Here is a 22363-nt window from a genome sequence, read left to right as displayed (position 1 = left end):
AAGCAGTATATCGAATCCCAAAGAACTCCCAACTAAAGGCAAACTTGCCAAGCTAGGGGCGCCTTATATCCTCCCCCTGAAGGAAGAGGTTTTACGGCGCGCTTGATAAAAACAACAGACCAATACAGGAACGGTGAAGCATCCCCTCGCTTATGCGCGGGGATGCTTCACCGTTTAGGCTGCAGAACATTTTAGCTCTGCAGTTCCTCTGCTCCATACCCTGTGGCATCACTGTTTTCGAAGTCACTTCCCTATGTCAGGCTCATGAGCCCCTGCTGAAAGCTGCGCATGTGCATATAGGCCTTGGAGGTAGCCATGCGGCCCCTGGTTGTGCGCTTCAAAAAGCCCTGCTGGATGAGATAGGGCTCGTACACGTCCTCGATGGCGCGCACGTCCTCGGAGCAGGCCACTGCCAGGGTCTTGATACCCACAGGGCCGCCCTCGTAGTGGTTGATGAGCACAGCGAGCAGGCGCCTGTCCATCTGATCAAGGCCCTCGCTGTCCACGTTCATGCGCGTAAGCGCCCTGTCCGCCACATCCTTAGTGATGATGGCGCTGTTTTCCTGCAGGGCGTAGTCGCGCACCCTGCGCAAGTGCCTGTTGGCTATGCGCGGCGTGCCCCTTGAGCGCCTGCCTATTTCAAGGGCCCCCTCCTCGTCTATCTCTATGCCGAGTATCCTAGCCGAGCGCGAGACAATGCGTGCGAGATCCTCTGGCGAGTAGAAGTCCAGGTGCAACACTATGCCAAAGCGGCTGCGCAGGGGGGAGGAGACAAGGCCCATGCGCGTAGTGGCACCCACCAGGGTAAAGCGGTCCAGGGGCATCTTGACCGTGGTAGCAGCAGGACCCTGGCCCACGACGATGTCGAGCTTGAAGTCCTCCATGGCAGGATAGAGCACTTCCTCGACGGTGATGGGCATGCGGTGGATCTCGTCCACAAAGAGGATGTCGTTGCGGGAGAGATTGGTCAGAATGGCTGCCAGATCTCCGGGACGTTCCAGCATGGGGCCTGTGATGGTCACGATGTTGACGCCAAGCTCTGCTGCCATGATCTGGGCAAGGGTCGTCTTGCCAAGGCCGGGGTTGCCGTAGAAGATGGTGTGATCAAGGGCACGCCCAAGCTTCTTGGCTGCGCCAAGAAAGACCTGCAGCTGGGAGCGCACATCCTTTTGCCCTATGAATTCGTCAAGGCTTTTGGGGCGAACGTTGTCATCAGCCTTGCGGCTTTCGTCTTCCTGCATGACCATTTTCTACTTCCTGCGCCCGAGTTCCTGCAAGACAGCGCGCAGGGCCGAGGCGACATCAAGGTCCGGCTGGGCGCGCAACACATCCTGCAGGACAGACGCGCACTCGTTTTCCGAGTAGCCAAGGCCCTTCAAACCGTCCAGAACACTGTGGTACACGCTTCCCACGCCGCCCTGTTCGGCAACCATCTGGGCGCTCTCCTCCATCTTGAACTTGTAGGCAAGCTCGCGGCACACGGTCTCGCCAAGACGCTTGCCAACACCGCTCACTGCTGTCAGCGAGGTGACGTCTGCTTCGGCAACGATCCTGCGCAGCTCTGCGGGCCTGTAGAGGGAGAGGATGCCGAGTGCGAGCTTGGGACCCACCTTTGGAATGGAGGTGAGCAGATCGAAAGTCGAGCGCTCCTCCACGGTCTCGAAAGCGCACAGCCTCAGCATGTCCTCGCGCACAAGAAGGGTGGTAAAGAGGCTGACCCTGCCCCCGACCTGGGGCAGGCCCTGCCTTGTCCTTGCGCTGACTTCCATTTCGTAGCCAACGCCCCCGTCGGTCACGACAATGATGGCTTGCTCGGACACATGGGCAAGACGCCCTTCCACATAGGCTATCACGACTTTTCCTCTCCTCTACCTTGCAAGGGACTGCACGCTTGATCGCTAAAAACAGGATTCTAGCGCTCGTAGCCTGGCAAAACCACGGTGGAGTCCGAATCCCCGTTGCCCTTGGGGCAGTGCTTTTGCAGATGACAAATCTCGCAGCCACCGCGGAAGGGGAAGAAGGTGACAACGGCAAAGCGGCGGCTCAAAACGTCGAGGTCGTCCCTGTAGCACAGATCAAAGTCCGCGAGGGCTTCACGCAGAGACTCCGTGGGTTTGGGTGCTGGCGCACAGCCGACCGTCTCCACCTGGGGGATGAGGGAATTGACACTCTGCATGCACAGATACTGGGCCAGGGAATTGGCAAGGTAGCCTTCGGACGGGGTCTTGTCCCAGGTCTCGTCCACGTAGGTTTCGACCTCTTCGGGCAGCCACACCAGAAGGTAGGAGATCTTGCCGCAGACCACCTTGTACACGGAAAGCTTCTGTAGCCACTCGTCCCACAGGGTAGTCATCTTGTTCATGACCTTGCCGTCGACGCGGGTTTCCTGGCTCAGTTCCATGAAGCCCATCATGTCGAATTCCGGCGTGCACTCAAGCTTTTCCACGCTGCAAGCACCCATACCATTCCTCCTGAAAGTGCCCTGCCTGTTTTTGGGGATGCTCCCCTTGGGCAATACGAAAAGTGAGGTACAGGATTAGGCGCCCTGAGGCAAGAGCCGGAAGAGAAGGGATCGGGGTGAAAGGAAAGGGAACGGAATGAACAGGAAGGACGGAGGGGCTTTGCACGAAAACAGTGCTTGACAGACAGGGCGCGGGCGGCAAAGAATGCCTGTCCCTAGCATAACACCTGATATCCCAAGCCCAGTCGCAGGGAGGAGAGTATACTATGATGAAGCAGAAGCTGATTGTGCGCACCGACCCGGACCTGCCCCTGCTCCCCTTGCACGGCGTCATGGGTGGCGTCACCCAGGCCGGCGAGATAGAAATGCTGATCTACACGGACGTGGACGCGCTGCCTGCCCCAAGGGAGCTGCTCCTTGCAGAGGACGGTTCTTTGGTGAACGAGGAAAAGGCGGACGACAACGGCACTGAGCCCACCAACGGAGAGGTGCGCCACATCTTGCGCACTGTACACGCGCGCACGGTCATGACAGGCGATCAGGCGCGCCTTGTCGCTTCCTGGCTTTTGAAGCAGATTGACATCCTGGAGGACAACGAGGCAGCACGCAGGCTGGGACCCGAGGACGACGGGCCGCTGAGTCTGGACGACTTCGCGGATATGGCGGAAGGCCACGAAGAAAAGGAAGGCCTGAAGAAGGGCAGGTCCGGCAGGGGAAGAAACAGCAAATCGCGCCAGTGATACCCCTGGGCTCTTGTCCCCAATCTTTCATGCCCCCTTGCGAGGTCCTTTTCCTGTTATGAACTACCACATAGTAACCTTTGGCTGCCAGATGAACGTGGCAGACTCCGAGTGGATTGCCCGCTCCCTGCAGGACATGGGAGGCGTCGAGACAAATGTCCGCGAGGCTGACGTGATCCTTGTCAACACCTGTTCCGTGCGCGAAAAGCCGGAACACAAGCTGCGCACTGCCTTGGGACGCATAGCCCAGGAAACCGGGGGCAGGAAGAATGTGCTCGTTGTCGTGACAGGGTGCGTAGCCCAGCAGCTTAAAGAGACAATCTTTTCCTACTCCCCCCAGGTGCGTCTTGTGGCAGGCACGGACACGGTGGCGGCAATACCCGCAAACATAGCCTGGCTTCTCGAACATCCCGAAAGGCACATGTGCACTGCGGGCTTTGAAAAGGACATGGCCGAGCGCCCTGCCCCAAGGACAGGCCACACAGGTCCTACGGCCCTTGTGAACATCATGCAGGGCTGCGACAACTTCTGCACCTACTGCATCGTGCCCTTCACAAGGGGCAGGCAAAAGTCGCGCGCATCCAAGGCCATCCTCGACGAGTGCAAGGCACTCCTTGACCAGGGGGTCAGGGAGATCACCCTGCTTGGACAAAACGTCAACGCCTACGGCAAGGACAAGACTGGGGACGGCACAAGCTTTGCGGAACTTCTGCACATGGTGGCAGAACTCGATCCCGACCTTCGCCTGCGCTACGTTACCCCCCACCCCAAGGACATGGGTCCAGAGGATGTGGCAGCCTTTGCGGACATCCCGAACCTCTGCCCAAGGCTTCATCTGCCCATGCAGGCAGGGGCAGACAGGGTCTTGAAGCGCATGAACCGCCGCTACGATAGTGCAGGCTACCTTGCCCTGGTCGAGAGCCTCAAAAGGGCAAGGCCGGACATAGCCCTTTCCACGGACATCATCGTGGGCTTTCCCGGAGAGACAGAGGAAGAATTCCTCGCGACCATGGACATGGTCAAAAGATGCAACTTCATGAGCAGCTTTTCCTTCTGCTACTCGGACAGGCCTGGCACAAGGGCCTCCACCTTCCTGGACAAGATTCCTCAAGACATACAGCTCGATCGCCTGCAGCGCCTGCAGGCCCTGCAGGAAGACCTCTCCCAGGCCTGGCTAAACAATCGTCAAGGCTGCGAGACCACTGTCCTTGTCGAGGACACAAGCCCGCGCCAAAACGAGGCTGAAGAGGGAACAAGCTGGCAGGGGCGCGACCCCTACGGAGCACTTGTGCACGTAGCCCTGAAGGACCCGAACCCTGTTGGCAAGTACGTACGCGTGCGTGTAACCCACGCATTCAAGCACAGCCTGCAGGGAATGCCCGTCTAATCCCGAACAAAGACGACGAGGGCCGCCAATACCGATATCGGTGCTGGCGGCCCTTTTGTTTTGTCTGCAAAAAACGCTCTATTTGATCCTTGCTGCAAGGTCTGCGGGATTGTCCAAAACCTCGCCGTCCACGATGAGGCCGCTTGCCTTTTTGAGCTCGTAGTAGCGGCACACCTCGGATGCCTGGAAGAGGTTGATGTTGCCGGCCTCGTAGGCATAGGTGGCAAGATTCGACTGCTCTGCTGCCGCAACCCTGGGCTTGAAGCACTTCTCCATGGCTACAAAGACCATGGGATAGTCCTTTCTTGTGAGGACTGCGTCGTACTCGTTGTGGAAGGGTCTTGCCTTGCCCTGTTTCTTGAGACCCTGCTTGATGCTGTCCCAGCGCTGCATGGCCCAGGTAACGTAGTCAATGGCCTGGCCCTTGCGCTCGCGGCATGCCCAGATGGCAAGGCCGGTCAAATCCGTGGCGTAGAGTTCGGCACTCTTGCCAAAGAGCACGAAGCGGGCGGACGCGTCAGGGGTGCTCTTCGCGACACGTGCCACCTGCTGCCAGATCTGCCTGCTCTTCGGATCGGCAAAGTCGATGACAACCAAGACCTCGTGGCGGGAAGCAGTGCTTCCCTTGAGGATGGGATAGATCTCCTCCTTCCAGTTGGCCCTGTAGGCTGCGTCCGCTGCAATGGAGCGGGGGGTGCCGCCAAGGGCAGAGAGGATCTTTGCTTCCTCGCCCTTCACCTGACGGGTAACGGGCAGGGGTTTTCCGGTGTAGGGATTGAAGGCATTGGCATCGGCTGCCTGCACGCTTGTGCTGCCGAAAAGAAGGGCCGAGGCCAGGGCTGCCAGAAAAAATTTTTTGTGACGCATGGGTTCAGTACCTGCATATGACGCAAAACAGGGTGGAGAAAAGGGTCCCGCACTTTTTGGGGGACATGGGCGTTCTTTTGCCCCTATCCTTGCACGGGATCAAGTCCCGGTTTGCCGCTCCCGCTCTATCCAGCCTGAAGCCCTGTCCCAAGCCTTGCCATGGCCGTGTCCAGATGGGAGAGCCAGATGTCCGCGTAGGCCTTGTGCTGCAAAACCCCTTCCTTTAAGGCCACGCACGCATGTCCCCGGTCCTCAAGGAAGGTTTTCAAGGAATCCGGGCCCTCCCCTGCTATGTCCTCCAGGGTGTGCTTGCCTACCGAGGAGAGGAAGGGGACAAGGAAGACGCGCTTTGAGGAGAGGTTGGGAAGAATGCCCTGCAGGGGCATGTCCCCGGAAAGAGTTGCCACGTGCACAAAGGGGTCAAAGGCTGCAAGAAGGCGCGAGAGGGAAGCGTAGCGCGCCTGGGCCTCGTGCGAGGCGCCGTGCCCCACAAAGACCACGTCCTCGTGCATGAGCCTCGCTTCCGGCAGGTGCGAGAGCATGGCGCTTGCGCAAAGATGCACGTCCTCTATGCTTGCAAGGAGAGGGGCTCCCACGCTCACGGAAACCCCAAGCTCCCTTGAGACTGTCTGGGTCAGCCCTTCGACCACCTCGTTTTCCGTGGCAGGAACGATCTGCAAGGGCTGGGCAATGATGGGACCAAAGCGCTCAAGCACAAGGCGGCGTATGGCCTTGACCACGGAGTCGGACTTGCGGCGAACCTGCAGGGCAAGGCGGCTGCGTATGCGATCGGAGGTGTAGGCCCAGCGCACAGGAAAGCCAGGGTAGCGCTCCCGCACCCTGTTTTCGAAATCGTGCAGGACACCCAATCCTCGCGCAGCACAGGAGCCGTAGGCTATGAGCAGTATGGCAGGCCTTTGTCCTGAAGCATTTGCCTTTGTTGTGACCCTTTCCAAATTGCCCCCCAAAAGTCCGGAATGCCCCTTTCGGGGGTACGTCCTGCATGGTCTTCGGTGCAGCAAGGCGCATGGCTGCCATGCAGGTTCTTGCTAGCACGAACAGGGGCTTTTCTCAACGAAAATCCCGACAAAGCGCAAGTTGTGCGGCCTAATTTTGCGGTCTTGCGGTTTTGCGGTTTGACGCTTGGTACAGGCCGGGATAGCATGGAGATGGGCACACAAAAACATCATGCATCTCCCGCATTCCCACAAACCTCAAAGCCCGCAGGAAGGACCCCATGGCACTTTTTGGCGCAAAACCAGAAGCGGAAGGAAAAACCGGCAAGATCGGGAAGCTCGGCAAGCTTGTCAACAGGAAAAACATCATCTTTCTCATTGTCATGCACGCCGTAAGCTTTGCCCTCATCTACCTTTTGTGCGAGCGCTTTGGCGAACACGAGCTTGTCCTGCACGGCAACGTGGAGATCCGCCAGGTGGAACTCTCCTTCCGCGTGGACGGCCGCATAGAGAAAATCCTTGTGGACGAGGGCATGCGCGTGGAAAAGGGGGAGCTTCTCGCCCGCCTTGAAAGCGACATCTACAAGGCACGCCTGGATGCGGCCAAAGCCGCGGTGGATACGCAAAGGGCCCAGCTCGGCAAGCTTGAGGCAGGCTACCGCGTGGAAGAGGTGGAACAGGCAAGGGAACAGGTGCGCTCTGCAAAGGCCCAGGCGGACTACGCAAAGATTCAGCTTGACCGCATAACAAGCATGCACAGGCAAAACGCCATCTCGCAGCAGGCCCTGGACAACGCCCTCTCCTTGGCAAGACAGAGCCTTGCCAATCTCGCAGCTGCAGAACAGGCCAGGGACATGCACGAAAGGGGCTACCGCAAGGAAGACATCGAGGCCCAGAAGGCTACCCTTGCGGCTGCAGAAGCGGACCTTGAGCTTGCCCGCATAGCGCTTGCCGACTGCGAGCTGCACGCCCCGTCCTCTGGCGTAGTCCTCACAAGGGCCCAGGAAGAGGGCGCCATAGTGGCCCAGGGAAGCCCCCTGCTCACCCTTACTTTAAGCGATCCCGTGTGGCTGCGCGTCTACGTGGACGAACCCAACCTCGGGCACGTGAAGCCCGGTGCCAGGGTTCTTGTGTGGGCGGACTGTTCGGATGCGCCCTTCGAAGGCAGCATTGGCTACGTCTCGCCTGCCTCGGAGTTCACGCCCAAGAACGTGGAGACAGAGGAGGTGCGCACCTCCCTGGTCTACCGCGTGCGCGTGCTGGCAAAAGATCCCGAAAACATGCTGCGTCAGGGCATGCCAGTGCGCGTGACCCTGAAAGACAAGGGATAGCGCCATGTGCACACCCGGTGTGCCAGACAGTTTGCCCGCCAGTATGCCCGAGAGCACGCAGGCCGGTACGCAAGTAAGCGTGCGTGTTCGGGGGCTTTGCAAGTCCTTTGGCAGCCACGTGGCCCTGAAGGACGTTTCCTGCACCCTGCCCAGAGGCTGCATCACGGGCATTGTTGGGCCGGATGCTGCAGGCAAGACCACCTTTTTGCGGCTTTTGGCAGGACTCTTGCGCCCGGACAGGGGAGAGATAGACATTTTTGGCAAGAGTCCTGAGGAGCTGGTCGCAAGCGAGCCCAACCGCCTTGGCTACATGCCGCAGAAGTTCGGGCTCTACGAGGATCTGACAGTTCTTGCCAATTTGCGCCTGCACGCAAGGCTGAGAGGCCTTGAGAAGGAGCGCGGAGAGGAAATCTTTGCAAAACTTCTTTCCTTCACTGGCCTTGCCCCCTTTGTGGAGCGTCTTGCCGGGCGCCTTTCCGGAGGCATGAAGCAAAAGCTCGGCATAGCCTGCGCCCTTTTGGGGCAGCCTGACCTTTTGCTTTTGGACGAGCCGGGTGTTGGCGTGGATCCGCTCTCGCGAAAGGAACTGTGGACCATGGTGGCAGAGCTCGCAGGCCAGGGCATGACCATACTCTGGTCTACGGCCTACCTCGACGAGGCAGAGCGCTGCCCGCACATCCTCATACTCGACGAGGGCCAAATCCTCTACGAGGGGGAACCGGGGGCCTTTTGCGCAAGGACCTCTGGCCGCATCTATCTTCTCCCGCAACGGGAGGGAGGAAGACAGGGCTTTTTAAGCTTCTTTGAAAGGGAGGGTGTGGAGGACGTGGTCGTGCAGGGCTCCTCGCTTCGCCTTGTGCTGGCACAGGATGCGCCGGACAGCTTGCGCTCCGAGGTCAGGGCCAGGGGAGAGGCAGTTTCCCCGAGGCTTGAGGACTCCTACATGTCCGTTCTTGGCGGCATAAACCGCACCCCCTCCCCCTATGCGACAGGCCTTTGCAGGGAGGAAGGGGATACGCCGGCCATAGAGGCCGAGCATCTGACAAGGATGTACGGCACCTTTACGGCAGCAGGAGACATAAGCTTTACCGTGCGCCAGGGCGAGATCTTTGGTCTTCTCGGGCCCAATGGCGCAGGCAAGTCCACCACCTTTCGCATGCTCTGCGGCCTCACAAGGCCCACCTCCGGGACCTGCAGGGTGGCTGGCATAAACATGCTCTCCTCAACCAGCAGGGCAAGGGGACAGATAGGCTACATGGCCCAGAAGTTTTCCCTCTATCCGGACATCCCCGTCTGGGCCAATATCCGCATCTTTGGCAACCTCTACGGCCTTTCAAAAAACGAGCTTGAACAAAAGGGCAGGGAGCTTTCGATGGCCCTTGGCCTTGACGGGCATCTTTCAGACATCACGGGCACCCTTTCCCTGGGCCTCAAGCAGCGCCTGGCCCTTTTGTGCGCTACGTTGCACGATCCGGCAGTGCTCTTTTTAGACGAGCCCACCTCGGGCGTAGACGTGCGCACGCGCAGGGACTTCTGGAAGCACATCCTTGCCATGACAGGCAGGGGCACAAGCGTGCTTGTCACAACCCACCTCATGGACGAGGCAGAGTACTGCGACACCATTGCCCTCATCTACCAGGGAACAATGATTAGCCTGGGAAGTCCCGACGAGCTGAAAAAGGCCTGCAAGAGGCTCACCGGAAAGGCAGATCCAACTCTTGAGGAGGCCTTCATAGCCCAGATCGAGCTTCACAATGCACGCCACAATCTGGAAGGGAGGGAAAAATGACAGAATCTTCCCCGAAGGGCACAGCGGGCAGCGCAAGGCTCTGGCAAAAGCAGGTTATGGCCCTTATTGCCAAGGAATTTGCCCAGATAGTGCGCGATCCGTCTTCCTACATGATAGCAGTGCTCTTGCCTGCGCTCTTCCTCTTTCTCTTCGGCTACGGCATAAGTCTTGACCAGAGCCTCTTGCGCATTGGCATACTCGATGAGAGCAAGACCCAGTCCTCCACTGCCCTTGTGGCGGATTTTTCCGCCTCGCCCTGGTTCAGGGTACAGCCTTGCAACAGCATGGAGGAAGTAAACCTCGCCATGCGCTCATCCGCAATCCAGGGCTTTGTGCGCATACGCGAGGACTACGAGCGAAGCCTTGCCCAGCTTGCGGCACAGCATGCGGGAGGCGGAAGAGGGGGCGGTGCGGCCCTTGCCGAAGCACGGGCAACAAGGGAAATTCCCGCCAGCCTGCAGCTTGTGGTAGACGGGACAGAACCCAATTCCGCAAGCTTTTTGCAGGCCTACGCGCAAAGCGTAATCCAGGGACACATCAGGGGCCTCTTGCAGGAGAAGAACATTGTGCTTCCGCAAATCGGCGTGCAGGAGCGCTTCTGGTACAACCCTTCGGCCAAGAGCGTGAACTTCCTTGTGCCAGGCTCCATCACGGTCATCATGACCCTCATTGGAACCCTCTTGACCTCGCTTGTCTTTGCCAGGGAGTGGGAGCGCGGCACCATGGAGGCCATGCTGGCTACACCCGTAACCCGCCTGCAGCTCATCTTGGGAAAGCTCATTCCCTACTTTGCGCTTGGCATGTTCTCCCTTGTTTTATGCACGGTCCTTGCCATCCTGGTCTTCGACGTGCCCTTCAGGGGCTCCTACCTGGCCCTCTTTGTCATCTCCTCCATCTTCATGCTCTGCGCTCTGGGCCAGGGCCTTCTCATCTCCGTACACATGAAGGGGCAGCTTGTGGCAGCAGAGGCAGGGCTTTTTTCGGGCTTTTTGCCAGCCCTGCTGCTCTCGGGCTTCATCTTCGACGTCTCCTCCATGCCTCCCATCCTGCAGTGGCTCTCGGAACTTTTGCCAGCAACCCACTTCAACCTCTGCATCCGCACCCTCTTTCTGGCAGGGACCATACCCTCTGTCCTTGTGCCTGAAACCATTTGCCTTGCGGGACTTGCAGCCCTTTTGATGCTGCTTGTCTACAAGGGCCTCAAAAAAAGCATAGAATAATCCCATAGAGTAGCCCCATGTTCTCCCTGCAACGCCTCTGGGCCATAGCCTGGAAAGAGCTCATGGTCCTCTTCTTCAACAAGGTTTCGCGCATCCTCATCATCGTCCCGCCCCTTGCGCAGATAGTCATCTTCGGCTGGGCTGCGACCATGGAGGTGCGCAACGTGAGCTTTGCTGTCCTTGACAGGGACCGCGGCCTTGGGGCCGAGCGCGTAGTAGGCGCCGTGCTTGGCTCGCCTACCTTTGTGCGCATGGTGCAGGTGGCAGACGAGGCCGAGATGCGCAGCATCATGGACAGGGGGGATGTGCTCTTCACCCTGGTCTTTGACTCGAACTTCTCAAGGGATCTTGAGGCAGGACGAAATGCCACCATGCAGATCCTCCTTGACGGGAGAAGATCCAATGCCTCCCAGATCGCCTGCCACTACGTCACGAACATAACGAGTTCCCTTTTGTCCAGTGGGGCAGCGCCGGGTGTAGTTGTGCGCAACTGGTTCAACCCGAACCTGGAATTTCAGTGGTTCTTTTTGCCCAACCTCATAGGCATACTCACCTTCATGCTGGGACTTGTGGTCACTGGCCTCACGGTCGCTCGCGAGCGCGAGGTGGGCACCTTTGACCAATTGCTGGTCACACCCAGCACGCCCACAGAAATTGCCCTTGCGAAGCTTGTGCCTGGTTGCGTCACAGGCCTCATACACGGAACACTCTTTCTGATAATCTCTGTCTTCGGCTTCGGCATCCCCTTTGCGGGCTCCCTCATCCTGCTCTACGTCTCGCTTTTGGTCTTTGCCCTGGCCTCGGGGGGCCTTGGGCTCATGGTCTCCTCATTGTGCCAGACACAGCAGCAGGCGTTTCTAGGTGCCTTCACCATAGGCGTTCCCTGCATCCTCATTTCCGGCATGCTCACCCCCATACACAATATGCCAGGGTTCCTGCAGCTTTTGAGCGAGCTTGTGCCCATGACGCACTTTGCGGTGCTGGTACAGGGGGTCTTTTTGCGGGACATCACCTGGGCCTCGGCGTTTATGTGCCTTGGGAAGATCGTGCTTGCCGCTGCAGTCAGCGTGTCTGTTGCCGTGTGGATGTTCAGGAGGAGGACGTAAGGGACTTCCAGGTACGGGGCGATACCGCATGGCGCGACCTTGAGCATCAGGCAGGCAGACTGTACTCGTGGTTTGTAGTGCTAAATAGCCCTATACATGTTTTGCCACTGTTCTTGGCAAGGTAATATATTGAAAAAGTTGAAATTTATTAACATGATGGAGATGTAGATCTACTTTTTGCAAAATCTCGGAGAGGAAAGCATACCAATGCTCCTGGTCTGCCTACTCCAGACAATCAGACAAAGATTCCAGTATGGTACAGACATCTTCCCCCTTGAGCCCTGTTTGTCAGCCCCATTGGGACGAGACTCAAGTTGTTCTGCTGCTCGGCACTGCAGAAAGCAATGCCAGAGAAGCGCTTGAACGCCCCGAAGCACAGTTTTCACAGATACTGTACATGCGACTTGCAGCCAGGGGCTCCCTGTTGATGGGAAGCCCTGGCATGAAGCGGGGATACATCTTCATCCCCACTGGATGGAAATGTATCTGGAGACCGGACAGGCAAGGAACATTTCCAAACTTTTCGTGGAGATAACAAGGCTAAGGGCAGATGCGCCGGAAAAATATACCAAGATTTCCAATCAGTTGAGAAAATATTTGATAGAATTTGATATCTAATAAATATTATATTTCATAAATCATATAGATATATTATGTTCTTTAATTTTACGCCATAATGTATTTGTACTTATACCAAGTTTTTTTGCTGCATCTTTTTTATTATTACTTGATATTAAATAATTTATAATAATTTGTTTTTCCGTATTTTGTAAACAATCATGAAGCGACATATTATTTATAGAAATTATTTTATTATTTTTATTTTGGCTATTAGTAATATTTGCAAATTTAATATCATTTATGATTTTATTCATAAGAATTGTATCATTATTTTTATCTGAAATAAGTATATATCTTTGAATAACTGCATCCAGTTCACGAATATTTCCTGGCCATGAATAATTTTCAAGAATATCAAATAATTCTTTTGAAAAAGTTATTTTATGTCCAGATCTTTGCAATAATTTATCTGTAATAAGAGGAATATCCTCAATCCGTTGTCTCAAAGAAGGAATATCTAAACGCAACAAGGTCAATCGATAAAAGAGGTCTGCTCTAAAACGTCCCTCGCGAACTTCATTAACCAAGTCTTTCCATGATGAACTTACGACGCGCAACCTGACAGAATAGGGCCTCTCACCACCAATACGATAAATTTCACCTGTTTCAAGAACTCGTAGGAGGTTGACTTGGACTGCAGGAGAAATGTCACCGATTTCGTCCAAAAAGAGTGTTCCCCCGGAGGCAATCTCCAGTAGCCCTGGCTTGCCGCCACGTCTGGCATCTGTGAATGCGCCTTCTTCATAGCCAAAAAGCTCACTCTGCAGCAATGCCTCGGAGAGAGCACTGCAATTGAGAGCAACAAAGGGACCGTCTCTCACTGGGCTTTCATTGTGGATAGCCTGAGCAAACAATTCCTTGCCCGTACCACTTTCCCCATGAATGTAGAGTGCACCACGTGAAAGAGCATATTTTTTTGCAAGTTGTTTGGTTTCTTCAATAATTTTGCTTTTTCCTATGATGGAAGAAAATGTGTACTTTGCCGAAAAGGCCTTTGAACGCGATTGGCTGAGCCGACTTTGCAGAGAATCGACAGCTGTGGCAGGGGCGAGCATAGAAAAAGCCCCGCATACCTCGCCGTTAACAACTACAGGATGAGAAGTGAAGAGCGTTTCCGGCTCTCTCTTGTGACTGCCACGCAGTACACCTTCCATATGTACCCTCTGTTCGAGAACATCGTCCAAATGAAGTTTTTTGCGCAATGAAGCTGAAAGAGAGTTGCCTCTCAATTGTGGCAGAAACTGTTGAATTGCATTGTTTTTTAAAAGAATCTTACTATCTTGTGTAATACCGATAATTCCATTTTGCATGGCATCCATCATGCCGTTTATCCAGGCAAGGCGTTCATTGTCCCGTCTCATGGAGCTGGCAATATTGATTGCCTCATCAATGGCACGTTCAAGAGTTCCCAAGCTGGGCATAACAATGACAGCGGGACAGCCATGAGCCTGTGCCACTTCAGAGCATATTCCTCCCCCCACAATGACACCGGCTCCCTGCTGTATAGCTTGTGCAATTCCCTGAACATGTTCTCTAGTTGTTGTAAAAAGTATAGGTGTTATAGTGATATTGAGAAGATTTGCAAAGACACTGACCCATTCTGGAATATGATCATAGCAGGTTACAGCTACCTTTGAGCTGATTTTCTTGGCACGCATGAGGCTCTTGAGAACAGACAGGTGGTCGTTTGCAATTGTAACAACAGGTCTTTGCAGTTGTCTACGCATTAATCTTCCTGTCCCTCCTCCTCCAAGAATTATCTCTACTCCTTCTTCTAGCAATCTTCTAGCTACAGGAAGAGCTTTTTCCATAGATGCCAATTGTATTTCTATATGGATATTTCGGCTATTTGCATAATTCTGTACCGCAGTTGCAATAGCTAGCGAATTGGACACAAAGGCAAAACGATACGGAATGGCAATCGACATCTTGGTGCTCCTTAAGGACAGGAAAAGCGCCCTTGGGGCGCTTTTCAAAACGAGTTTGTGGCACAATTGTTACATAGGCGGCATTACATAGAAATCAAGTTCGAGGAGAAGGACTGTCACGTAGAAGAAAAGGAACGTAAGAAGTATGGAAATCACACAGGCAATCATGCCCCAGACAAACATGGTCCGCAAATTTGCACCATATCCGGCCACGATGCCTTGTGCTCCCGTGGCAGAGGCAACCGCATAGGCCCAGCTGATTGCAGAACCTGTGACCCAAATCCAGGCAACAGCTCCAAATTCAAGACCATGCCAGTCACCCATCGCCTCGATGGCAAGGGGGACCATTACGCCAGCTGCCGCAGTGTCACTTGTTACCTGGGAAAGCAGATTCGGGAAGACACTCCAAGCAAAAAGGGAAAGCGTGTCGTTGACGGTCAACAGAGGAGCTATCCATTGGCTGAAAACTGCTCCAGCACCAGTTGCACCAAGAATTTTGCTCAGTGCTATTGATGTTGGCCACATAAAAAGAATGGTGATGGGAAAGTACTTGCGTAAGGCTTCGGTTGAAAGAATGGATTCCCCCTTGACTTGCTTGGACGGGACAAAGAGAAGAATAAGCGGGATAATGCAGAAAAGGTGTGTAGGATTGAGCCAGCCCCACATGGGCCCCTTGGTGTAAGATGCGTAGAGAGGCTGAAGAATGGCAAGACCAATAGCAATAACAAAGGCGAAGAAAGAAACTTTTTCCTCAAAGGTCATAGGACCAATCTTGTCCAGCTCTTGCCTGTAGAACTCCTTTGAACGGCCGAAGGTCTCCCTGTCGGTAGGCATAAAGTACATAAGGAGGCCAATGGCAGCGATGATGAGCAGAGAAATGGGGACCATACGCATGGTCCAATCGATAAAATAGGTGTCATGACCAAGGTACTTGTTGAGCAATCCAAAGGTAACAACTGCCTGACCACCGCCAAGGGGGGTTGCCATTCCACCGACACTGGCACCCCAGGCAACTGCTATAAGAATATTGGAAGCAGCCTTGGAGTTCCAACGCTGTTCGTTGTTTTCATACCCAGCAAACATGAGAGCTGCAACAGCCACGGGAGCAAACATTGCTGCAACAGTGGTATTGCCTACCACAAAGGAGGTCAGGCCGCACAGGACAAACCACCCGGCAGTCTGTGCACGGACGCTTCCGCTGACATGCAGCAGAAAATTCAATGACAACCGCCTTGCAAATCCCCACCGCACCCAAGCGGCTGTTATAGCAGTTGCGCCAAAAATCAGACATGCCTCCCTGTGAACATACGCTCCAAGAACTTTTTCAAGTGGCATATAGCTATATATGGCAGCAACAAATATGGGTACAAGACATGTGAGTTTAATATCAACGACAGTGGTTACCCACCATGCTATCATCCAAAAGAGAATACCAAAACCAAAACGGGCATTGATATCGCCAAACATGGGCATCATCAAAGTAATGCCTAAAAGAAGTGGGCCCAGAAGAAAGAGAAAAATCTTTTTCCCTGAAATTGAAGAGCTCATACGTCCCTCCCAACTGTGGAATTAAAATAATTCCACTTCTGAAAAAATTGTGTGAGTTTTGTGTTCAGGCACGGAAACATAAAAATTTTCCTCGGGAACTTGTGAAAAGAAAAGCAAGAGATATGCCAGCTTTTAACTCATTGATATTATTAATTCGAACAGATCCTGTTTTTTGAAGTCTGAGATCTCAAAAATCAAATGTTTTTTTCTAACAGTTTTATTTTATTACCTTTTTTTACACTTTATTTTTAAGAAAAACGATGATGGACAGATGAGCATATGTTTTTGTGAAAAAAAATGGCTTGAAGCATGCCTGAAGAACTCCGGCGCCATTGTCTCCTGCCCCAACAAATGTTTCAGTTCAAATGAGATATTTCCATATCGTCATCACAAAAATATCTGTATTTTTAATACATTAAACATCTAGCAATCTTTTTTTGATTGCAACGCAGCTGGATAGACTATCTCAATATTGAAGTGTTTTTGATTTGAGTGTTGCAAAACTGGAATATGTAATCCACATCAAAAGAGAGCATATATCATTAATAATTACAAGCAATTACAGACAAAAACCATGGTTTGGCACATTTGTTGCTGATTCGTGAACAACATCACATTTGGAGCAAACCATGATGACATTTCTTCTTTTGCTCGTCGCCGTACTCGTGGGCGGGCTCATTGGCACAGTGGGTGTGGGGGGTATCCTGTTAATTCCCGCCCTGAGTGGCCTTGGAGGCCTGACTACCCACGCTGCTATGGCCACATCCCTGTTTAGCTTCATCTTCACAGGTATCCTCGGGACATGGCTCTACTGCAAACATGGCAGCATCAATTGGGGTATCACCATTCCAGTCTGTGTAGGCGGTTTGATTGGTGGATATCCCGGAGCATTGGCCAATGCCATTGCCCCAGCATGGATTCTTAATCTCATCCTGGGCTGTATCATAATTTTTGCAGGGATTTATGCTCTTTTTCCTGCCAAAGGCGGAACAATTGACTACCGTCCTGGAGATATGCGTCAGCGTCTGCAACTGATTTTGATAGGAGCAACTGTTGGTTTTGGTTCTGGCCTGACTGGCGTGGGCGGTCCGGTACTTTCTGTACCTCTCATGGTCATCCTGGGCTTTGCACCCCTCACATCCATAGCCACCAGCCAGGTCATACAGATTACCGCTGCCACGTCCGGGTCCATCAGCAATTTTGCCAATGGCTTTGTAGACCTGCATATGGCGCTTTTAGTCACCGTAGCAGAACTCGTCGGTGTTGTGGCTGGAGCCAAGCTGGCTCACAGCGTCTCATCCGGCGTTCTGAAAAAAATGGTTTCAATTGTCTGCATCATTGTGGGCGGCTTCATTTTTATCCGTGCACTCCTGCAGGCATAATTTGACATATCCAAACCAAGGAGAACTTCCATGCCTCTTACTTTTCCCGAACGCCCCATTTTTGTTATCGGCGCAGAACGTTCAGGTACAACACTTGTCATGGCACTTTTGGGCAGCCATTCCAGAATAGCCGTTCCCGAAGTTGTCTGGTACTACCCCCGTTTTTATCCCTATTTGCACACTTATGGAGATCTTTCCCAAGAGGCCAACTTCAGGACACTGGCAGAAGAAATGGTTTTCGGCCTGAAGACTCCCCTGTGGGGCATGAAAGTCAATCCCAAAACCATTCTTGACGAAGTCATCGAACTGTGCCCCGAACGCAGCTTCGCGGGCCTCTATGCAGCCATGCACATGCGCTTTGCCCAGTACATGAACAAACCACGCTGGGGCGAAAAAACTCCGCATAATCTCTACTTTGTTGGTCCCATGCATCACGACTTCCCAGACGCACAGTTTATCTACGTCACCCGTGACGGACGTGACTCCTGCGTAGACTATATGGAATCTTCCTTTGGTCCTACCAACATCTACTGTGCTGCCCATTCCTGGAAACGTTGCTGGAATGCAGTCAAGGAATGGCGTGGCCCATTGACTGAAAAAGGCCTGTGGATGGACGTGAAGTACGAGGAACTCGTGCGCAAGCCAGAAGAAGTCATGCGTGCAGTATGCTCCTTCCTGGGCGAAGAGTTCGAACCAGGCATGTTTGAATTTTACAAGACAGACTTGTGCAAGGCCCGTGGTGCATCCAGAGACCATGCCCCTCTCGGCAAGCCCATTTCGGATAAATATATCGGCATCTACAAGGATCTCCTTTCTCTCAGAGATCAGCGCATTTTTGCCGCAGTGGCGGGCAAGGAACTTGAAGAGGCCGGATACAAGAACGATGTCGAACCCGAGATGCCTTCAGAGCTCATGATCTCCAAATACAAGGAGTTCGATGGCAGAATCCGCGCCGCCACACTGGATGGCTTCGAAGGGCATATTGTGTTTGAGAGCTACAACGACTGGCTGATCGACCAGCGCGAAGAGCGCCGCAAAAAGGGTATATGGGATCCGGCTACAGCCCCCCGCCCCTTCCCCATTGGCGATCCCGATGAGGAAATGATTATCGGCATGCGCGCTTGGGACAAGTGGAAGAAGCATTTCTCGATTAAGCGCAAGTATGTGGGAGATGTTGTTCTGTAGCAAACTAACGCTAAAGCTGTCTGAGTAGCAGCTTTTTCCAAAAATCATACCTTAATCCGTTTTTGTCTGTTGTATTCGTCTCGGCTCACCTGTGCATGCAGGTGAGCCGAGTATCGAATACAACATCTTTAAAAATGCCCAAACAGGCTTTGCCCAGCCAATGAAACGAGTCTTCCATGAGCCAATCTGATAATACGTCAATTTCTCCTACTTCCTCAAATAGAGTAGGCGGTTTTTGGTCAAATTTTTACGCAAATCTGGAGACAACTGGCATACCTGCAAAAAAATCCATATTCGGTTTTATACTAGCTTGGTGTGCTTTCTTTGGCATCCTTTTTCTCATGCCTCTACCAGAAGGATTGTCTCAGGCAGGCAAATCGACACTGGCCGTCGTAGTCTGGGCATGCGTCATCTGGGTATCAGAAGCTATCCCTATTGGCATGACTGGTGTAGCCATTCCCATGTTGCTCGTTTTGAGCGGCGCCGTTGAAAAATTTCCCATGGCTGTACGTGGATTCACATCCAATGCGTATTTTATTTGCATGGCTGCCTTCATCATGGCCGCCATTGTGCAGGTTGCCAATATTGATCGCCGCATCGCAATCACCTTACTACACAAGTTACGGATCAAGACAGCCAACAGCACAATTCTTGGTCTATTTGGTGTAAATTTTATTCTTTCCATTATTGTACCTGGCGCTAATCCCCGTGGTGCACTGCTTCTGCCAATTATAAAAGGTATTACAGACTTGTTTGGTGGTAGCAAATCAGAAGACAACGCCAAAAAACACATCATGATTCAGGTGCTGGTTTATGGCTCCATGATTTCTGGGATGTGTATCCTGACATCGCATCTTCCCAATCTTGTACTTGTGGACTTGTTTCATAAGGAATTATCTATTGATATTTCCTACTTTGAATGGTTTATTATGCAATGGCCATATCTTGGCATGTTCTTTATTACAAATTTATGGCTAAGATGGCATTTCAAGACAAAAAATGTGTCTATTAAGGGTGGTGAACAGGTACTAACTGAACAATATAAAAAGCTTCCTCGTATATCTCAAAGTGAAGTTCTTATTCTTTTAGTTTTTGGATTTACAGCATTTTTGTGGATGACACAGCCATACCATAAAATACCTGCTCATGTTGCTGCCATGCTCGGCATCACATTGCTATTTATTCCTGGATTACATCCTTTCAAATGGAAACAGATACAGGATCGCACCATCTGGGGAACCTTGATAATGCTTGGAGGAGCACTGTCAATGTCCTCCACCATGGGAAGCTCTGGCCTGGCCCAATGGTTAGCTGGTCATCTTCATGGTCTGGCTAATGGCCATGCGTGGTGGATAGTCCTCATCATGATTATGGGAGGAACACATATTATTCGCTTGGGCATGCTTTCCAACGTGGCAGCTGTAAGTCTATTTGCTCCTATTCTACTGCAACTAGCTACTCATTTAAATTTGCATCCTGTCATATTTACCATGCTTGTTGCTGATACAGATACATTTGCATTTATTTTACCTACACAAATTACTGTTGCAGTCATAGCCTATGGTAGTCATACATTTTCTATGACTGATTATGCCAAGGCAGGATGGGTTTCAGTTCTCCTTGCTATAACCTATGCAATATGTGTAATGGTACCTTGGTATGCATTCCTAGGCTTACCTCTCTGGGATCCAACAGCTCCATGGCCTTTCTAATTTAATATTTAGCAAACATTTAATTTTTCTCAATTGTAATCTGGAAATACAAAACTTAATTGTATTTCCAGATTTTTTTATGGAAACTATTAAATAATTCACAGCATTTACAAATAATTTCTCTTAGTTAGAAAATAACATCAGGATACTGGATAGAGCTGGCTGGGTATGAGGGCCTCTCTCCAACTGCGTGGGCAGCGGGCAGGCGGGTGACTGGAGCTTGAGATGTCCGAGGCTTTTTGTATAGTGAGGCTGCCCCGTTTGGAGGCTCAAATACACAAACAAAAGGGAGAGACACCCCATGCGCATACTCATCACCGGCGGCAAGGGCATGCTGGCAAGAACCCTCGTTGCCGAACTTGGGAAAAATCCAGACTACACTCTACTCGCCCCCGGGCACACAGAGCTCGACATCACGGACCCCATGAGCGTTACCAAAGTCTTTGGGGAATTCGAGCCAGAGGTCGTCCTGCACTGCGCTGCCTTCACAAAGGTCGATTTGTGCGAAAGCGAGCAAGCCAGAGCGCAGGAAGTGAACGTGCAGGGCTCTGCCAACATCGCCATGGCCTGCAAGCAGTCCAATGCGCGCCTCATAGCCTTTTCCACGGACTACGTCTTTGACGGGGAAAGCGGCCCCTACAACGAATTTGCAAGGCCCGCAGGCGGCATCAATGTCTACGGCCAGAGCAAGTGGGCTGCGGAAAGAACCATACGCCTCGATTGCCCGAACCACGTCATTGCCCGCGTCTCCTGGCTTTACGGCCCTGGCGGCCCAAGCTTCGTGCACACCATGCTGCGCCTGGCCGGCAGGCCCTGCATACGCGTTGTCGACGATCAAAGGGGCTGCCCCACAAGCACGCTGGCAGTGGCCGGCGCCATAGCCGAAATCCTGCAAAGGCCCCACCTTCTGGGTACCTTCCATCTGGCCTGCCAGGGAGAGACCACCTGGTACGGGCTGGCAAGGGAGATCTTTGCCCTTGCGGGGATTGAACAAAACGTCGAGCCCTGCACAAGCGCCGAGTACATGACCCCTGCAAAGCGTCCTTCCAACTCCTGTCTTGTGAGTGTTCGCATGAAAGACTGCGGCCTTTCCCCCATGCCCCACTGGCAGGAGAGTCTGAAGTCCTTCCTTGCAAGGGAACTGCCCACTCTCGGCCTGTAGCAAGCACCAAGTCCCTTTTTCCTATTCTCCGAGGCCAGCAATGTTCCATCTTTCCATACCGGGCAAAACGCCCAAAACGCTCGCCACAACCCTGGCGCTTCTTCTCTGCCTTCTCCTTGCCCCTCTCTCGGAGGCGCAGGCAGGCACATTTCGCTGCCAGTACTTTACCCTGAACCTCCCCCAGAACTGGAAGCTCATCAACGGCCCCTTCAAGAAGGGAGGCGGCGAGACTGCAGTGCTCGGGCGCAGGGATCACAAGGCGTCCGTCCAGATGCTCTACGGCACAAGCGTCAAGGAAAACTTCAAGACCATTGTGGAAGGCTACGCCAAGAGCCTTAAGGCAAGCCCCAAGTACATGGGCACAAGCCAGGCCTGGTTTGACACGACACGCAAGGGCCAGCAGTTCCGCTTTATCTTCTGTCAGGACGATGCTGCCCAGGTTCTGGCAATCTACATTCTCAACGGCAAGCCCGGAGACATGGACTTTATCCGTACAGACATGAAGACAAAATACAAGGGGCTTGTTCCGCAGAAAATCACTGCCAGGTAAAGCTCTTCGCCGCTACCGGATACCCAACTCTTCCAATTCTTCTTTTGCCCGTCTGAGAAGTGCAGCATACCTGTCTGGTGCATCTGCTCTCAGTCGGGCAATTTTTATGAAGAGCTTGGAAATATTCCTTGCCTGACCGGTCTCAAGATAGCGCTCCATCCAGTGGAGTTGAACCAACTCTGCCTGCGCATTCCCCACTCGTAAGAGTGAGGTTAGCAGGCAGGTTATCCTGTTGTAGCTTGTATAACGGGTCGTAAACGCAAAAGAAACAAAAGGTACCTTTGGTATGTGTGCGTGATAGCCATTTCAGTATTGCTAAAGAGATAGAAGTCTGTTATGTCAAGTCCTATCATCTTCCACCTGTTCTGCGCATGAGCCGGGAGGACGGCACAATGCAGATTTTCTCCAGCTACAAGGT

The 22363-nt window shown here is 53.0% G+C and carries 19 protein-coding genes; 11 read left to right on the top strand and 8 right to left on the bottom strand.

Annotation, left to right across the window (positions count from 1 at the left end; translation table 11 throughout):
- Positions 1-251: 251 nt before the first annotated feature.
- The 3 genes from ruvB to B5F76_RS13025 are packed head-to-tail and all read right to left on the bottom strand — an operon-like array spanning position 252 to position 2461.
- The gene (gene ruvB, locus B5F76_RS13035; RefSeq protein WP_087355290.1) at positions 252-1241 is read right to left on the bottom strand and encodes a Holliday junction branch migration DNA helicase RuvB; all 990 of its coding nucleotides are present in this window, start codon (positions 1239-1241) and stop codon (positions 252-254) included.
- A 9-nt stretch (positions 1242-1250) separates the two neighbouring features.
- Positions 1251-1853 (bottom strand): Holliday junction branch migration protein RuvA, encoded by a 603-nt coding sequence (gene ruvA, locus B5F76_RS13030; protein ID WP_087355286.1) that lies wholly within the window; start codon positions 1851-1853, stop codon positions 1251-1253.
- 59 nt (positions 1854-1912) lie between these two features.
- On the bottom strand, positions 1913-2461 hold the full coding sequence (locus tag B5F76_RS13025) for a hypothetical protein (RefSeq protein WP_087355284.1): 549 nt from the start codon (positions 2459-2461) through the stop codon (positions 1913-1915).
- Positions 2462-2727: 266 nt separating this feature from the next.
- Between B5F76_RS13025 and B5F76_RS13020 the strand changes: the two genes are divergently transcribed.
- Positions 2728-3201, top strand: coding sequence for a hypothetical protein (locus B5F76_RS13020; RefSeq protein WP_087355282.1), 474 nt, complete (start codon positions 2728-2730; stop codon positions 3199-3201).
- Positions 3202-3259: 58 nt separating this feature from the next.
- Positions 3260-4588, top strand: a complete 1329-nt coding sequence (gene miaB / locus B5F76_RS13015; protein ID WP_087355279.1) for a tRNA (N6-isopentenyl adenosine(37)-C2)-methylthiotransferase MiaB — start codon at positions 3260-3262, stop codon at positions 4586-4588.
- Between the two features lie 78 nt (positions 4589-4666).
- Here miaB and B5F76_RS13010 read toward each other — a convergent pair whose 3' ends face one another.
- Both B5F76_RS13010 and B5F76_RS13005 read right to left on the bottom strand, forming a co-directional pair.
- Positions 4667-5455 carry a hypothetical protein gene (locus tag B5F76_RS13010; protein WP_087355276.1) on the bottom strand — a complete coding sequence of 263 codons (789 nt, stop codon included), beginning with the start codon at positions 5453-5455 and terminating at the stop codon, positions 4667-4669.
- Between the two features lie 125 nt (positions 5456-5580).
- Positions 5581-6411, bottom strand: coding sequence for a sirohydrochlorin cobaltochelatase (locus B5F76_RS13005; protein WP_162608852.1), 831 nt, complete (start codon positions 6409-6411; stop codon positions 5581-5583).
- A gap of 281 nt (positions 6412-6692) precedes the next feature.
- On the opposite strand from B5F76_RS13005, the gene B5F76_RS13000 reads away from it, so the two are divergent.
- Genes B5F76_RS13000 through B5F76_RS12985 form a run of 4 tightly spaced genes read left to right on the top strand, consistent with a single transcriptional unit; the run spans position 6693 to position 11857 of the window.
- The gene (locus tag B5F76_RS13000; RefSeq protein ID WP_087355271.1) at positions 6693-7742 is read left to right on the top strand and encodes an efflux RND transporter periplasmic adaptor subunit; all 1050 of its coding nucleotides are present in this window, start codon (positions 6693-6695) and stop codon (positions 7740-7742) included.
- A 43-nt stretch (positions 7743-7785) separates the two neighbouring features.
- Positions 7786-9531 carry an ATP-binding cassette domain-containing protein gene (locus B5F76_RS12995; RefSeq protein ID WP_204218414.1) on the top strand — a complete coding sequence of 582 codons (1746 nt, stop codon included), beginning with the start codon at positions 7786-7788 and terminating at the stop codon, positions 9529-9531.
- Positions 9528-10751 (top strand): ABC transporter permease, encoded by a 1224-nt coding sequence (locus B5F76_RS12990; protein WP_087355268.1) that lies wholly within the window; start codon positions 9528-9530, stop codon positions 10749-10751. Before B5F76_RS12995 ends, B5F76_RS12990 begins: the two co-directional genes overlap by 4 nt.
- A gap of 17 nt (positions 10752-10768) precedes the next feature.
- Complete coding sequence (locus tag B5F76_RS12985; RefSeq protein WP_087355266.1) at positions 10769-11857, top strand: ABC transporter permease; 1089 nt, start codon at positions 10769-10771, stop codon at positions 11855-11857.
- A gap of 638 nt (positions 11858-12495) precedes the next feature.
- Here the strand turns inward: B5F76_RS12985 and B5F76_RS12980 are convergent.
- Positions 12496-14406 carry a sigma 54-interacting transcriptional regulator gene (locus tag B5F76_RS12980; RefSeq protein ID WP_087355263.1) on the bottom strand — a complete coding sequence of 637 codons (1911 nt, stop codon included), beginning with the start codon at positions 14404-14406 and terminating at the stop codon, positions 12496-12498.
- Between the two features lie 69 nt (positions 14407-14475).
- A complete protein-coding gene (locus B5F76_RS12975) occupies positions 14476-15954 on the bottom strand; it encodes an SLC13 family permease (protein WP_087355260.1) in 1479 nt (492 codons plus the stop codon).
- 629 nt (positions 15955-16583) lie between these two features.
- On the opposite strand from B5F76_RS12975, the gene B5F76_RS12970 reads away from it, so the two are divergent.
- The 5 genes from B5F76_RS12970 (at position 16584) to B5F76_RS12950 (ending at position 21945) form a co-directional block, all read left to right on the top strand.
- Complete coding sequence (locus B5F76_RS12970; protein ID WP_239407063.1) at positions 16584-17336, top strand: sulfite exporter TauE/SafE family protein; 753 nt, start codon at positions 16584-16586, stop codon at positions 17334-17336.
- Positions 17337-17366: 30 nt separating this feature from the next.
- Complete coding sequence (locus B5F76_RS12965) at positions 17367-18521, top strand: sulfotransferase family protein (protein WP_087355257.1); 1155 nt, start codon at positions 17367-17369, stop codon at positions 18519-18521.
- A 176-nt stretch (positions 18522-18697) separates the two neighbouring features.
- A complete protein-coding gene (locus B5F76_RS12960; protein ID WP_087355255.1) occupies positions 18698-20233 on the top strand; it encodes an SLC13 family permease in 1536 nt (511 codons plus the stop codon).
- Positions 20234-20534: 301 nt separating this feature from the next.
- Positions 20535-21395, top strand: coding sequence for a dTDP-4-dehydrorhamnose reductase (rfbD, locus tag B5F76_RS12955; RefSeq protein ID WP_087355253.1), 861 nt, complete (start codon positions 20535-20537; stop codon positions 21393-21395).
- Between the two features lie 40 nt (positions 21396-21435).
- Positions 21436-21945, top strand: coding sequence for a hypothetical protein (locus B5F76_RS12950; protein ID WP_087355251.1), 510 nt, complete (start codon positions 21436-21438; stop codon positions 21943-21945).
- Positions 21946-21957: 12 nt separating this feature from the next.
- On the opposite strand, the gene B5F76_RS14995 is transcribed toward B5F76_RS12950, so the two are convergent.
- Positions 21958-22104: a hypothetical protein gene (locus tag B5F76_RS14995; protein ID WP_162608851.1), complete on the bottom strand. Its 147-nt coding sequence runs from the start codon at positions 22102-22104 to the stop codon at positions 21958-21960.
- Positions 22105-22363: the final 259 nt, after the last annotated feature.

Origin of the sequence: Desulfovibrio sp. An276 (assembly GCF_002159665.1) — a bacterium.
Lineage (GTDB): Bacteria > Desulfobacterota > Desulfovibrionia > Desulfovibrionales > Desulfovibrionaceae > Desulfovibrio > Desulfovibrio faecigallinarum.
This window is presented reverse-complemented; position numbering and strand designations above follow the sequence as displayed.